Origin of the sequence: Bradyrhizobium sp. CER78, assembly GCF_029846235.1 — a bacterium.
Lineage (GTDB): Bacteria > Pseudomonadota > Alphaproteobacteria > Rhizobiales > Xanthobacteraceae > Bradyrhizobium.
The window spans coordinates 137,565-151,633 of record NZ_JARVWP010000021.1; the positions used below are offsets into that span (position 1 = coordinate 137,565).

The 14,069-nt window shown below is 65.5% G+C and carries 11 protein-coding genes; 6 read left to right on the plus strand and 5 right to left on the minus strand.

What is annotated here, in order from left to right; translation table 11 throughout:
• Window positions 1-24: 24 nt before the first annotated feature.
• Entirely contained in the window at window positions 25-1,623 is a 1,599-nt protein-coding gene (locus QDT69_RS32430; RefSeq protein WP_279710529.1) for an MDR family MFS transporter, read from the minus strand.
• A 497-nt stretch (window positions 1,624-2,120) separates the two neighbouring features.
• Window positions 2,121-3,269 (minus strand): HlyD family secretion protein, encoded by a 1,149-nt coding sequence (locus QDT69_RS32435; RefSeq protein WP_279710530.1) that lies wholly within the window; start codon window positions 3,267-3,269, stop codon window positions 2,121-2,123.
• A gap of 142 nt (window positions 3,270-3,411) precedes the next feature.
• Here QDT69_RS32435 and QDT69_RS32440 point away from each other — a divergent pair, with 142 nt between their 5' ends.
• The 4 genes from QDT69_RS32440 to QDT69_RS32455 all read left to right on the plus strand — a co-directional run bounded on the left by QDT69_RS32440 (window position 3,412) and on the right by QDT69_RS32455 (window position 7,382).
• Window positions 3,412-4,323 carry a LysR family transcriptional regulator gene (locus QDT69_RS32440; protein WP_279710531.1) on the plus strand — a complete coding sequence of 304 codons (912 nt, stop codon included), beginning with the start codon at window positions 3,412-3,414 and terminating at the stop codon, window positions 4,321-4,323.
• A 252-nt stretch (window positions 4,324-4,575) separates the two neighbouring features.
• Window positions 4,576-5,547 (plus strand): tripartite tricarboxylate transporter substrate binding protein, encoded by a 972-nt coding sequence (locus tag QDT69_RS32445; protein WP_279710532.1) that lies wholly within the window; start codon window positions 4,576-4,578, stop codon window positions 5,545-5,547.
• Between the two features lie 148 nt (window positions 5,548-5,695).
• Window positions 5,696-5,881 carry a DUF3311 domain-containing protein gene (locus QDT69_RS32450; protein ID WP_024581224.1) on the plus strand — a complete coding sequence of 62 codons (186 nt, stop codon included), beginning with the start codon at window positions 5,696-5,698 and terminating at the stop codon, window positions 5,879-5,881.
• Between the two features lie 10 nt (window positions 5,882-5,891).
• Window positions 5,892-7,382, plus strand: coding sequence for a sodium:solute symporter family protein (locus QDT69_RS32455; protein WP_279710533.1), 1,491 nt, complete (start codon window positions 5,892-5,894; stop codon window positions 7,380-7,382).
• Here the strand turns inward: QDT69_RS32455 and QDT69_RS32460 are convergent.
• Window positions 7,353-11,006: an indolepyruvate ferredoxin oxidoreductase family protein gene (locus QDT69_RS32460; RefSeq protein WP_279710534.1), complete on the minus strand. Its 3,654-nt coding sequence runs from the start codon at window positions 11,004-11,006 to the stop codon at window positions 7,353-7,355. The two genes, QDT69_RS32455 and QDT69_RS32460, sit on opposite strands and share 30 nt — an antisense overlap.
• Window positions 11,007-11,162: 156 nt before the next feature.
• On the opposite strand from QDT69_RS32460, the gene QDT69_RS32465 reads away from it, so the two are divergent.
• Window positions 11,163-11,618, plus strand: coding sequence for an Lrp/AsnC family transcriptional regulator (locus tag QDT69_RS32465; protein WP_279710535.1), 456 nt, complete (start codon window positions 11,163-11,165; stop codon window positions 11,616-11,618).
• Between the two features lie 180 nt (window positions 11,619-11,798).
• Here QDT69_RS32465 and QDT69_RS32470 read toward each other — a convergent pair whose 3' ends face one another.
• Window positions 11,799-12,305 (minus strand): hypothetical protein, encoded by a 507-nt coding sequence (locus QDT69_RS32470; protein ID WP_279710536.1) that lies wholly within the window; start codon window positions 12,303-12,305, stop codon window positions 11,799-11,801.
• 63 nt (window positions 12,306-12,368) lie between these two features.
• Window positions 12,369-12,677, minus strand: coding sequence for a muconolactone Delta-isomerase family protein (locus QDT69_RS32475; protein ID WP_279710537.1), 309 nt, complete (start codon window positions 12,675-12,677; stop codon window positions 12,369-12,371).
• 240 nt (window positions 12,678-12,917) lie between these two features.
• Between QDT69_RS32475 and QDT69_RS32480 the strand changes: the two genes are divergently transcribed.
• The gene (locus tag QDT69_RS32480; RefSeq protein WP_279710538.1) at window positions 12,918-13,838 is read left to right on the plus strand and encodes a LysR family transcriptional regulator; all 921 of its coding nucleotides are present in this window, start codon (window positions 12,918-12,920) and stop codon (window positions 13,836-13,838) included.
• The last annotated feature ends 231 nt before the right edge of the window (window positions 13,839-14,069 follow it).

Here is a 14,069-nt window from a genome sequence, read left to right on the forward strand (position 1 = left end):
CGTTCTCCTTGGTTGTGATCGAGGTTAGTGCGCGCCTCCGCCGGCGAGCTGGCCCGGCTTCTTCAGGAACAGTGTCGCCGCCAGCGCAACGATCAGCGCCACGCCGAGCAGATAGAAGGTGTCGCTGAAGGCGAGGATGTAGGCCTGCTTCTGCACGACCTTGCCGATCGCGCCGATGGCGCGGTTGGCGGCCGACGCCGGATCGGCGACGCCATGGTTCATGAAATACTGCGTCAGCTGCTCAATCCGCGTGCGTGTCGCCTGCTCAAGCAGCGAGACCGATTGCATCAGGACGTTGGAGTGATACTGCTCGCGCTTGGTCAGCACCGTCTGCAGCACCGCGATGCCGACCGCACCGCCGAGGTTGCGCATCATGTTGAACAGCGCGGAGGCCGAGCCCGCATTCTCCAGCTCGATGCCCGCGGTCGCCACCGCCGACAGCGGGGCCATCACCAGGGCCTGGCCGATGGCGCGGACGATGTTGGGCCAGAACAGCTGGTCGGTGGCGTAGTCATTGGTCATGAAGATGTTCATGAAGTTGGAGCCGGCAAACAGCGCGAAGCCGATGCTGATGATGATGCGGGGGTCGAAGCGCTGCATCAGCCGCGGCACCAGCGGGATCAGCAGCAGTTGCGGCAGCCCGGTCCATGCCAGCACCATGCCGATCTGCTCGGCATTGTAGCCCTGGATGCGCGACAGGTACTGCGGCAGGATGAACACCGAGCCGTACAGCGCGATGCCGAGCAGGAAGTTGGCCAGCATGCCGAAGCCGAAATTGCGGCGGGCGAGCAGGCGCAGATTGAGCAGCGGCTTCTCGACGGTGAATTCCACGATCAGGAAGGCGACCAGTGCGACCGCTGCGATCACCGACAGGCGGACAATGAAGGGCGAGCCGAGCCAGTCGTCCTTGTTGCCTTCCTCCAGCACGGTCTGCAGCGCGGCGAGGCCGATCGCCATGGTGATGATGCCGAGCCAGTCGCCCTGGCGGATCAGCGACAGCTTCATCGGGCTCGGATCGAGCGAGACGTATAGCATCGCGATCATCACGGCGCCGGGCACCAGGTTGACATAGAAGATGTACTGCCAGCCCCAGTTCTCGGTGAGGTAGCCGCCGATGGTCGGGCCGATCGCCGGCGCGAAGGTTGCCGACAGCGCGAACAGCGCCAGCCCGATCGGCTGCTTTGCCTTGGGCAGCAGGGTGATGATCAGCGTGAACGCCATCGGAATCAGCACGCCGCCGGTGAAGCCCTGCACGGCGCGCAGCGCGATCATCTGCGGCAGGTCCTGCGCCAGCGCGCACGCCGCCGAGAACACCAGGAACAGGGCCGCATTGGTGAGCAGATAGATCCGCACCGAGAACACCTGCGCGAGCCAGCCGGACAGCGGGATCACCACGATCTCGGCGATCAGGTAGGAGGTCGAGATCCAGCCGCCATCATCGATCCCGGCGCCGATAGCGCCCTGCACGTCGGCGAGCGAGGCGTTGACGATCTGGATGTTGAGCACCGCCATGAACGCGCCGAGCGTGGAGCCGATCACCGCAATCCAGGTCCTGGCCGAGATCGCGGGCGTTGCCGGGGCGGGGAGGTCGGCGGCATTGGCGGTGGGCTGGAGCGCGGTCATCTGGGTGTTCTCTCGCTTACCCAAACAACATGTATTAGGCGGCCGCTTTCGATAATCCGGGAAAGACGGAAAGGATTGTCCGTCCGCGATTGATAATCGAGCGGGTGGCTGCGACTGCGGTTGCGGGTCCGGTGCGCCGTTCGGTTTGCGTGGGTGTGTCGATTAGTGAGGTGAGCAGGCTGGATCGGCTCCCTCCCCCCTTGCGGGGGAGGGTGGGGAGAGGGGTGGCCCCGGGCGCTGGCATCAGAGATTCAGAGCGACGCGTTTCAATCCTGCTGTACGCGGTACCGGCGACAGTAGCGTCGGCGCAAACCAACGAACTTCAGCGCAAGCGCGCCCCTCTCTCCCCAACCCTCCCCCGCAAGGGGGGAGGGAGCCCTTCCGCCGGCGGTTGCGGCACGAAGGAGAAGCGAGCAGGGACGGCGTAGCAAAACGCGATCGACTACCGCTGCGGTGATTGATCGCGTCAAGTCAGTCGCGGAAATGTTCGGCCTAGTCTAGCCCCCGCTCGGCCGCGCCGCTGACGCCAGCCGCCGCTTCTCCTCCCGCTCGGCCAGCACCGTTGCCTTGGTGTTGACGGTCGGGATCGCCGACATGCCCGGCCGCAGCAGGCCGGTCAGGCTGTGATCGTCGAGCACGATCTTCACCGGCACGCGCTGCACGATCTTGGTGAAGTTGCCGGTGGCGTTGTCGGGCGGCAGCAGCGCGAATTCGAGGCCGCTGGCCGGCGACAGGCTGTCGACATGGCCCTTCAGCGTGGTGCCGCGAAAGCTGTCGACGGTGAGCTCGACCGGCTGCCCGTTGCGCACATGGGTCAGCTGCGTCTCCTTGAAATTGGCGACCACATAGACCGCATCGAGCGGCACCACCGCCATCAGCTGAGTGCCGGCCTGCACATATTGTCCGACGCGGAGCGTGCGGGCGCCGACCGTGCCGTCGACCGGCGCGGTGATCCCTGTGTAGGACAGGTTCAGCTCGGCCTGCTGCTCGACGGCACGGGCGCGATCGACTTGTGCGGCGGCCTGGGCGCGCTGCGTGGTCAGCACGTCGACCTTGCGCTGCGCGGCCGACAGCGCCGACTTCGCGTGCTGCAATTGCGCGGTGTTGGCGCGCAGCGCAGCGTCGGTCTGCTGCGCGCGCTGAATGGTGCCGGAGCCGGACTTCATCAGCCCGTCGTAGCGGGTCTGCTCCTCCTGGGCGAATTTCAGATTGGCCTCGGCGGCAGTGACGTCGGCGGTGCTCTGGTCGATGATCGGCTGCTGCAATTCGAGCTGGGCGTCGAGGTTGCGCACCGAGGCTTCCGCGGCGTTGACGTCGGCCTTGGCCTGACTGAGCGCGGTGCGGTAATCGCGGTCGTCGATCTCGGCGAGCAACTGGCCGGCCTTCACCGGCTGGTTGTCGGTGACCAGGACGCGGGCGATGTAGCCCGACACCTTCGGGGCGATGATGGTGGAATCCGCCTTCACATAGGCGTCGTCGGTCGACTCCAGATAGCGGCCGGTGGTGACGTAGTCATAGCCAAAGTCACTGGCCACGGCGATGCCGAGCAGGGCGGCAAGCCCGAGGCCCACCCGCTTGACCGTCCGCCGCGACGGGCGAAGACCGATTTTGGTCGATTGTTCAGGGACATAGGTGACGGTCGACATGGTCTTCTCCTGGCCGAACATTTGCGTCCTTCCAGAAAGGGCGCCAGTTACAGCCCTTAGATGCAATGTCCTCCCCGCTGTGATAATCCCGATAAAACTGGAAGCATTATCAAGCCAGCGCTGATAATCCGGACCTTGCCGCATGGATCGCCTGACCAGTTTGACTGCGTTCGTCCGGGTCGTGGATTCCGGCGGCTTTTCCGCAGCCGGCCGCAAGCTCAACATGTCCACGACGATGGTGAGCAACCACGTCCAGTCGCTGGAAGACCGGCTCGGCGTCCGGCTGCTCAACCGCACCACGCGCAAGGTCAGCCTCACCGAGGTCGGCCAGGCCTATTACGACCGCTGCGTCCAGATCCTCGCCGACATCGAGCAGGCCGATGAGGTCGCCGGCGCGCAGCAATCGGTGCCGCGCGGCACGCTGCGCATCTTCACCAACACCCATCTGGTCCAGTTCCTGTCGCCGGCGGTCGCCGAGTTCCTGGCGACCTATCCCGAGGTCAAGGTCGATCTCACCATCGGCGAGCGCAACGCCGACCTGATCGACGAGAATTACGATCTCGCGGTGCGCATGACCCCGCCGCCGGACTCCAGCCTCATCGTGCGCACCATCGCGACCTGGCGCCACGTGCTGTGCGCGTCCCATGGCTATATCGCGCAGCACGGCAAGCCCGAACAGCTCGCCGACCTCTCCGCGCGCAATTGCATGCGCCACGCCAACTACCCCTATGGCGATGAATGGCGTTTCGCCGACCGCAAGGGCACACCTGCCGCGGTGCGCGTCTCCGGCAATTTGGTCTCCAATAGCGGCGAGACGCTGAAGCTCGCGGCGCTCGCCGGCGTCGGCGTCTTCCTCGCGGCGGGCTTCCTGGTCCGCGACGAGCTGGAGTCCGGCCAATTGGTGCGGCTGCTGCCCGAGTACCGGCCGGTCGAGCTCACCATGAACGCGATCTATCCGCACCGTCATCATCTCTCGGCGAAGGTGCGCACCTTCATCGATCTGTTGGTGCGCCACGCCACCGAGCAGCAGAAGCTGATCAATCCGTATTCGTGATTGGCGGTTGCAGCTGCCGTCATCGCGAGGAGCACGAACTCCGATCTCTGCCCGTCATCCTGAGGAGCCGCGAAGCGGCGTCTCGAAGGATGCACGGGCCGGCTGGTGGCCGTCGACCCTTCGAGATGCGCGTTCCGCGCTCCTCAGGGTGACGGGACTGGCGGGGTAGCGCTTCTGCTTGTCATGACCACCCGGCATCCCTTGCATGGCATGTGCGTGTATCAAGGATGCCTCGCCTGCCGCTGGGTCGCCATGCCGCTTCGTCTCCTCGCATCGCTCCTGCTCGCGCTCGCAGCATCCCTGCTGCCGCACACGCCCGTACGCGCTACCTATCCCGACCACATCGTCAAGATCGTGGTGCCGTTCGCGCCGGGCGGCGGCACCGATGTGGTCGCGCGCACGCTGGCGCAGGAGATGCAGAAGGATCTCGGTGTCACCGTCATCATCGAGAACAAGCCGGGGGCGGGCACCATCATCGGCACGCAGAGCGTCGCCGCGAGCCCACCCGATGGCTACACGCTGCTGATGGCGACCTTCGCCAACGCGGTCAATCCGAGCCTCTACCGCAAGCTGCCCTACGACGCGCACAAGGATCTTGCGCCGGTGGCGCTGGTGGCACGCTCGTTCAACGTCGTGGTGGTCAATCCGTCCTCGCCGATCAAGTCGATCGCGGACCTGATCGCGGCCGCGAAGGCCGATCCGGAAAAACTGTCCTACGGCACCTATGGCACCGGCACCTCGGCGCACCTCGCCGGCGAATTGTTCAAGCATCTCGCAGGCGTCAATCTCACCACCGTGCCCTACAAGGGGGCCGCGCCTGCGATTACCGACCTGTTGGGGGGCCAGATCCAGGTGATGTTCACGACGGTGGCGAGCTGCGCGTCGCTGGTCGAGGCCGGGCAATTGCGCGCGATCGGAGTGACCTCGGCTGAGCGTTCGGCGTCATTCCCGAAACTGCCGACGGTCTCCGAAGCCGGCGTACCGGGCTACGCCGCGGAATCCTGGTACGGGCTTTACGCACCTGCGAACACGCCGCCCGAGATCATCGACCGTCTCAACAAGTCTGCGGCGAGGGCGGTGCAGGCGGAGGCCTTCAAGAAGCTCAGCGTCAATGAGGGCCTCGTGATGGTGGCACAGTCCCCGGCAGAGCTCGACCGCTACTTTGCTGGTGAAGAAGCGCGCTGGCGCAAGGTGATTGAGGACGCCGGCATCAGAGCCGAGTAGGCTGCCTGCCCGGCACAGCGATCACATCTTTTTGCATCGCCATGCCGCAACTGTGATTCTAGACGCAACGAATGGTTCCTGGGGTCGTTGATGACGGGACACCGGCAAGCCTGCCGGTTTGGATCGCGCCCCGGGCTGGGAGAGGGCCATGTGGATTCTGTTGCTGCTGCCGTTCATCGGCTTGCTTTGGGTACCGTTCTATAATTTTGCCGAGCCGTCGCTGTTCGGCTTTCCCTTCTTCTACTGGTACCAGCTCGCTTGGGTGCCGATCTCCTCGCTGCTGATCTGGCTGGTCTATCGCAGCCGCCAGCCCGATGCCGACGAGCAGCGGTGAGAGGGCAGCCATGACCGATCACATCGCCTGGCTGGCGCTCTCCGTCTTCATCTTCTTTTTCGCCCTCGTCACCGTGATGGGCTTCTTCGCTGCGCGCTGGAAATCCGGCCCGGTCAGCGAGCATCTCGACGAGTGGGGTCTTGGCGGCCGCCAATTCGGCACCTGGATCACCTGGTTCCTGGTCGGCGGCGATTTCTACACCGCCTACACCGTGATCGCAGTGCCCGCGCTAGTCTATGCGGTCGGCGCCTACGGCTTCTTCGCGCTGCCCTACACCATCATCGTCTATCCCTTCGTGTTCGCCGTGATGCCGGTGCTGTGGAAGAAGGCGCATGCCAACGGCTACGTCACCGCTGCGGACGTGGTCCACGGCGCCTATGGCTCGCGCGCGCTCGAGCTCGCGGTCGCGCTGACCGGCCTGGTCGCGACCATGCCCTACATCGCGCTGCAGCTGATCGGCATGGAGGTCGTGATCAAGGCGATGGGCCTGACCGGCGAACTGCCGATCATCGCCGCCTTCGTGATCCTCGCGCTCTATACCTACAGCTCCGGCCTGCGCGCGCCGGCTCTGATCGCCTTCGTCAAGGACATCATGATCTACATCGTGGTGCTGACGGCGGTGGTCGTGGTGCCCTCGAAGCTCGGTGGCTATGGCGCGGTGTTCTCGGCCGCCAACGACGCCTTTACGGCCAAGGGCGGCGCCACTGGATTGACACTGAAGCCCGGGCAATATCTGCCCTACGCGACGCTGGCACTCGGTTCGGCGCTCGCCGCCTTCATGTATCCGCACACGCTGACCGGCATCTTCGCCTCGAAGTCGGCGGATACGATCCGCAAGAATGCGATCCTGCTGCCGGCCTATACGCTCTTGCTCGGCCTGATCGCGCTGCTCGGCTACATGGCCTATGCCGCCAACATCAAGGTGACGTCGCCGAACGACGTGGTGCCGATGCTGTTCAAGACGCTGTTCCCGGAATGGTTCGCGGGCTTCGCGTTCGCGGCGATCGCGATCGGCGCGCTGGTGCCGGCCGCGGTGATGAGCATCGGCGCCGCCAATCTGTTCACCCGCAACGTCTGGAAGTCCTATGTCAATCCGGACATCTCGCATGCCGGTGAGGCCTCGGTGGCGAAGATCACCTCGCTGGTGGTGAAGGTCGGCGCGCTGGCCTTCATCCTGTTCCTGCCGACGCAGTATGCGCTCGACCTGCAGCTGCTCGGCGGCCTGTGGATCGTGCAGACGCTGCCGGCGCTGGTGTTCGGCCTGTTCACCGTCTGGTTCCGCGCCGAGGGCCTGCTGCTCGGCTGGGCCGTCGGCATCGGCTGGGGCACCTACACGGCGTGGAGCAACGGGCTGAAGCCGCTCGCCAGCATCTCGCTCGGTGATGCCAGCTACACCTTCTATGTCGGGCTCGGCGCGCTCTTGCTCAACATCGTGGTGGCAGTGATTGCGACCGTCGTGGTCGGCCTGATCTCACCCGCCAAGCGCGGCGCGGCGGCCTGAGCCGTCGTCCGTATTCGACGGGGCGGAGGTGAGAAGCGCGGTCAGCCGCGCCACCTCCGCCTTGGTCTTTTCGATCGCGGCATCCTTCACCGGCCCGTAGCCGCGGATCTCCATCGGCGTCTTTGCAATCGCTGTGAGATCGGGCAGGCGGGCGGCATCGAGCTTGCCGAGCATGGTATCGATCAGCGCTTCATACCAAGTGATCAGTTCGCGCTCAGCGCGGCGCTCGGCGGTGTAGCCGAACACATCGAATGCGGTGCCGCGCAGTCCCTTGAGCCGCGCCAGCAGCTGCAGCGGCGTCTGGATCCATTGCCCGAACGCGCGCTTCCTCGGCCGTCCGCGCGCATCCTGCCGTGCCGGCAGAAGGGGCGGCGCCAGGTGATACTGCACCGTGAAGTCGCCATCGAATGTGCGCTTGAGCTCATCGAGGAAGCCCGACTGCATATGCAGCCGCGCCACCTCATATTCGTCCTTGTAGGCCATCAGCTTGAACAGCGACCGCGCCACAGCGTCGGTGAGCGGGAGATTCCGATTGTTTGCGACGGCATCGCCACTTGCTCCCGCCTCTCCCGCTTGCGGGGGAGGCCGTAACGCATCGCCAGATGCGTTGCGGGTGGGGGCTCTCTCCACGATACGACTCGTGGAGAAACCCCCACCCCAACCCTCCCCCGCAAGCGGGAGAGGGGGCGTACCTTCTTCGCGGTCACTGCCGAGCTCGGCCTCGGCGCGGCGCACGCGATCGACTGTGGCGCGGTAGCGCGCGGCATAGGCCTCGTTCTGATAGTCGCGAAGGAAGTCGGCGCGCCGCGCGACCATCTGCTCCAGTGTCTCCGGCACGCTGGCTGCGCCGTCGGCCTTCGGCAGAAAATCCGGATCGGCACAGGCGAGCCGACCGCAGGCCAGCGCCTGCTTGTTGCGCTCGACCGCGACGCCGTTCAATTCGACCGCGCGGGTCAACGCGTCGAGTGATACCGGAACCAGGCCCTGCTGCCAGGCAAAGCCGAGCATCATGATGTTGGCGAAGACGCTGTCGCCGAGCAGCCGCTCGGCCAGCGCATTGGCGTCGATGGTGGTGAGATTGCCCGATCCGATCACCCGCTCGATGGCGCGCAGGCGAACCGGCGAGGCGAGGTCGGCGTCACGAAAGCGCACCACGTCGCCGGTCGGCATCTCGGCGATGTTGACCGCAGCGCGCATGCCCTTGCGATAGGTGCCGGAGGCCTTGGCCGACGAGCTCACCACGAGATCGCAGCCGATCAGCGCATCGGCCGCGCCCTGGTCGATCCGCACCTGATGCAGCGCCGCGGGATCGGCCGCGAGCCGCAGATAGCTCAGCACCGGGCCGAATTTCTGCGCGAAGCCGGTGAAGTCGAGCACCGAGACGCCGCGGCCCTCGAGATGCGCCGCCATCGCAATCAGCGCGCCAACCGTGATGACGCCGGTGCCGCCGACGCCGGTGACGAGGAGATCGTAGGGCTTCTCGGGTGTCGCGAACTCCGGCGCCGGCAGCGTGGCGGCGCGCGCCAGCGGATCAATCGCGCTGGCGCTCTTAGCCCGCCGCTTGCCGCCCTCGATGGTGACAAAGCTCGGGCAGAAGCCGTTGAGGCAGGAGAAATCCTTGTTGCAGGTCGAGAGGTTGATCTTGCGCTTGCGGCCGAACGGCGTCTCCTTCGGCTCGACGCTGAGGCAATTGGATTCCACCGAGCAGTCGCCGCAGCCCTCGCAGACAAGGTCGTTGATGTAGGCAAAGCGCGCCGGGTCGGTAAGCGTGCCGCGCTTGCGGCGCCGGCGTTTCTCGGTGGCGCAGCTCTGCTGATAGATCAGCACGGTCACGCCCGTGATCTCGCGCAGCTCGCGCTGCACGGCGTCCATCTCCTCACGGGCGTGAATGGTGACGCCCACCGGCAGGTCGGCCGGCGAGAAATGCGCGGGATCATCCGACACCAGCGCGATCCGCGCGACGCCTTCGGCGCGGACAGAGTGCGCGATCGCCTGCACGCTGACCGGGCCGTCGACCGGCTGGCCGCCGGTCATCGCTACCGCGTCGTTGAACAGAATCTTGTAGGTGATGTTGGCCTTCGCCGCGATCGCCTGCCGGATCGCCATCGAGCCGGAGTGATAGTAAGTGCCTTCGCCGAGATTCTGGAACACGTGGCTGTTGCCGGTGAATTTCGACGACGCCGCCCAGTTGACGCCTTCGCCGCCCATCTGGATCAGCGAGGAGGTCTCGCGGTCCATCCAGCTCGCCATGAAGTGGCAGCCGATGCCGGCCAGCGCCTTGGATCCCTCGGGCACTTTCGTCGAGGTATTGTGCGGGCAGCCCGAGCAGAAATACGGCGTGCGCGCAGCGCCCGGCACCGCGATCATGCGATCCTGCTCCGGCACCAGCGCCGCGACGCGGCCCGCGAGCTGCAACTCCGGAAACATCGGGTCGAGCCGCCGCGCCAGCACATCGGCGAGCATGCGCGGCGACAATTCGCCGGTCCAGGAGATCAGCCGTGCGCCGGTTTCGTCATGCTTGCCGACCATCCGCTCCGGCTTGGCGCCGGGATAGTCGTAGAAATATTCCTTGAACTGGCTCTCGATGATGCCGCGCTTCTCCTCGACCACCAGGATCTCGCGCTTGCCCGTCACGAACTCCATCGCGTCGTGCAGCGCCAGCGGCCACACCATGCCGACCTTGTAGATGTCGATGCCGTAGCGGCGGCACGCGGCCTCATCGAGCTCGACCAGCCGCAGCGCCTCCATCAGATCGAGATGCGCCTTGCCCGTGGTGACGATGCCGTAGCGCGCATCCTTCACGTCGTAGATGCGGCGGTCGATCGGATTGGCTTTTGCGAAGGCGTAGACCGCGTGCTTCTTGGCCTCCAGTCGCTCCTCGATCTGTGGGCCCGGCAGATCCGGCCAGCGATAGTGCAGGCCGCCGGGTGGCGGCACGAAATCCGGCTGTATGAAACGGCGCGGTGCGGGCAGTTCGACCGAGGCGCCGGATTCCACGATCTCCGAGATCGCCTTGAAGCCGACCCACATGCCGGAGAACCGGCTCAGTGCGTAGCCATATTCACCGAACGCGAGATACTCGCCGACATCGGCCGGATGCAGCGTCGGCATGAACCAGCTCATGAAGGCGACGTCGGACTGATGCGGCATCGAGGACGACACGCAGCCATGGTCGTCGCCGGCAACCACAAGCACGCCGCCGTGCGGCGAGGAGCCATAGGCATTACCGTGCTTCAGTGCATCGCCGGAGCGATCGACGCCGGGGCCCTTGCCGTACCACAGCCCGAACACGCCATCGACCTCGCGATCCCTCTGCGTCTCGACCTGCTGCGAGCCGAGCACGGCGGTCGCGGCCAGGTCCTCATTGACGGCGGGCAGGAATTCGATGCGGCTGTCCTTCAGCAGCTCGCCGATCTTCCACAGTTCGAGATCGACGCCGCCGAGCGGCGAGCCGCGGTAGCCGGAGATGAAGCCCGCGGTGTTGAGTCCGCTCGCGCGGTCGCGCCTGATCTGGTCGAGCGCGATGCGGACGATCGCCTGCGTTCCGGTGAGGAAGACGCGGCCGCGTTCCCTGCTGTAGCGCTCGGACAACTGGTAGGCGTCGAGCAGCGGCATCTGGCCCATGACTGACCCTTCCGGGAATCGAAATGTCTGATTGGACAAGGCTATGCCTGTGGGCCTGGTAGGTCTTACCTATGTATTCTCTCTGCACGCTGGATTCGGTGGAAGATTGCTGAAGTGGACCATATTTGGTAAAGTCTACCAAATCGGAGCCTCGACATGGTCGAAGAGCAAGACGAGCGAATTCTCGCCGAACTGCAAAAGGATGGCCGCGCCACCAACCAGCAACTTGCCGACACTGTCGGGATGTCGACCTCGGCATGCTGGCGCCGGGTTCGTGCGCTGGAAGAGTCCGGCGTTATTTCAGGCTATTCGGCGCTGGTGGCGCGCGAGCGCGCGGGCTTTGCGACCTCGGCGATCCTGCACGTCTCGCTGGAGCGGCACGACGTCAAGTTCGTCGACGAGTTCGTCGCGCGAGTGACGCAGCGCCGTGAGGTGCTGGAATGCTTCGCGACCACAGGCGATGCCGACTATCATCTGCGCGTCGTCGTGCGCGATATGGACGCCTACAACAAATTCCTCGACGAGTTCATGTTCCGCATCCCCGGCATCCGCCACGTCCGCACCAACGTGATCCTGAAGGAGATCAAGACCGGCGTGGCGCTGCCGTTTTGATCGCACGCGACATCATGGCGGTGATGGAGCCGCGCGTTGCGCTCCGAGTCCCGTCACCCTGAGGAGGCCGCGAAGCGGCCGTCTCGAAGGGCGAACGGCCACCAGCCGGGCCGTGCATCCTTCGAGGCTCGCTCCGCTCGCACCTCAGGATGACGGTCGAGGTGGTCCCATCCTACCCATCTACGCTTCAGCCGCCTTGGCCCGCATCAGCAGCATGAAAATCATCACGTGGCTGACCAGCAGCAACGGCACATAGAGCGCCGGAATGTAGATGCCGGCGCCGAACAGGCCGGGATCCGCGTTCTTGGTCGCGCCCATGTAGTAGGCGTTGAGAAGATCCAGCGTGCCCCAGATGTTGAACAGCCAGACGATTGGAAGGGCGATCGGCCAGCGCCACGACAGCGCCGCCATCGCGAGCAGCGCGAGAACAGCGGCGGTCAGATCGCCCCAGCCGACCGCGCCGGCAAACACCGGGTTCACCTGCGGCGATACGAACCCGGTGACCAGGAAGTTCATCCCGAGAAACCGGAAGGCATGGAAAGCGGCGAGCAGCCGCAGTGCCTCATGGCAAGGCATCATGCGGAGCGCCGGCCAGACATAGGTCGCGGCCACCACGGCACTCGTCAGAAATGCTCCGGCGACGCTGAGCAGGAATGGAATGTTGAGACTGATTGGCACGGCCGGCATCCTCTATTTGTCGATGCGGTAACGAGGCCGAACCCGTCGATCAGGTTCGGCCTCGGCTTGCGTTCAGGGCTTGGCGACCAGCAGGCGGAGCGGCAGCAGCGGGCCGACCGCGATGTAGTCGTGGTCCATGATGTCGAGCTTGGACAGCGGCAGGCCTTCCATGATCGCGTGCGCCTCGGCGGTGTCCTTTGCGTCGAGCAAAAAGACGACGCCGCGCCCGTCGGCCCGCGAATACCATTCGCGCACCTTGCCGTTGAGATAGAGCTGCACGGTCTGCCGGATTTCATCCGGCATCACGGCCATCACCTGTTCGCGGGTGACGCCCGGCTTGACGGTCAGGATGACGATCACGCCGGTGGTTATCGTGGGCATGGCTTGAGCTTGTCCTTGAGCTTGGGCCTGGGCAGGGGAGGGAGCGGTCATGGTGGTGGCGCCTGTCAAAGTGAGGGTGAGGGCAAGGAGGGTGTGACGGATCGTTTTCATCGGTCGCAGGTCTCCGTTCACGACTGACGTCGTGATGTCGCGTGGAGCAGCGCACGTCGCGCTGCTGCTTGCTGCTCCGATCTAAGGCGGCTTTCCGTGGGGGACTATTCGCGATAATGTTGACGGGCCATGAAGCAGAACTTCACAGTCCGGCAGGGGGCGCTCGACGGCGTGGAGGCGTTCCTCAGCGTCGCCCAGCACCGCAGCTTTCGCCGCGCGGCGACCGAGCTCGCGGTGACGCCGTCGGCGATCAGCCAGGCGGTGCGCGCGCTGGAGGCGCGGCTCGGCGCGGTGCTGTTCATCCGCACCACCCGCAGCGTCGGCCTCACCGAAGCCGGCGAACGATTCCTGGCACGCGCGAGGCCGGCGTTCGAGGAGTTGGTTGCGGCAAGCGGCGCCGCGCGCGAGCTCGGGCAGAAGCCGGCCGGGCTGCTGCGTCTCACCGTGCCGCGCTCGGTGGTGCCGATCCTGCTGGAGCCGCTGATCGCCTCATTCTGCAAGGCCTATCCCGAGATCGAGGTCGAGCTCGCCGCCAGCGAGGAGCTGGTCGATCTCGCCGCCGGCGGCTTCGATGCGGGCATCCGGATGGGCCAGTTCATCAACCCGGACATGGTCGCGGTGCGCCTGACCAAGCCGTTTCCGTTCGCCATCGTAGGTAGCCCCGACTATCTGGCGCGCCGCGGCCGGCCGAAGCGTCCGGACGATCTGCGCGATCACGCGTGCCTCAGGTTGCGGCGATCGAACGGCGGGCTGGCGCCGTGGTCGCTCAACGACAACGGCCGCTCGATCGAGCTTGCCGTGTCCGGATCTTTCATCGGCCATGATTTCCCGACGCTGGTCGGCGCGGCGATCGAAGGTGTCGGACTGGCGCAGGTGCCCGCGCCGCTCATCACCGGCGCTGTGAGGGAGAAGAAGCTCGTCCGCGTGCTCGATGCATTCGCGACGACGACGCCCGGCGTGTTCCTCTACTATCCCGGCCACCGCCAGATCATGCCGAAACTGCGCGCCTTCATCGATCATGTGAAGAGCCGGCCGGGCGCGGTGCGGTGAGGGCACTGCGGTCAAGAACGCGAAGCGGCGTCCCCATCTACAACTGTCATCGCCCGGCTCGACCGGGCGATCCAGTACGCCGCGGCCTCTCCGCTCAGGCACGGACGTCTCTGGAATACTGGATCACCCGCATGCGCGGGTGATGACACCGTGTGTTTGACGTCTTGAATCGAGAACCATCCACCCCGTCGTCCTGGCGAAAGCCAGGACCCATTACCCCGAATGCGAATT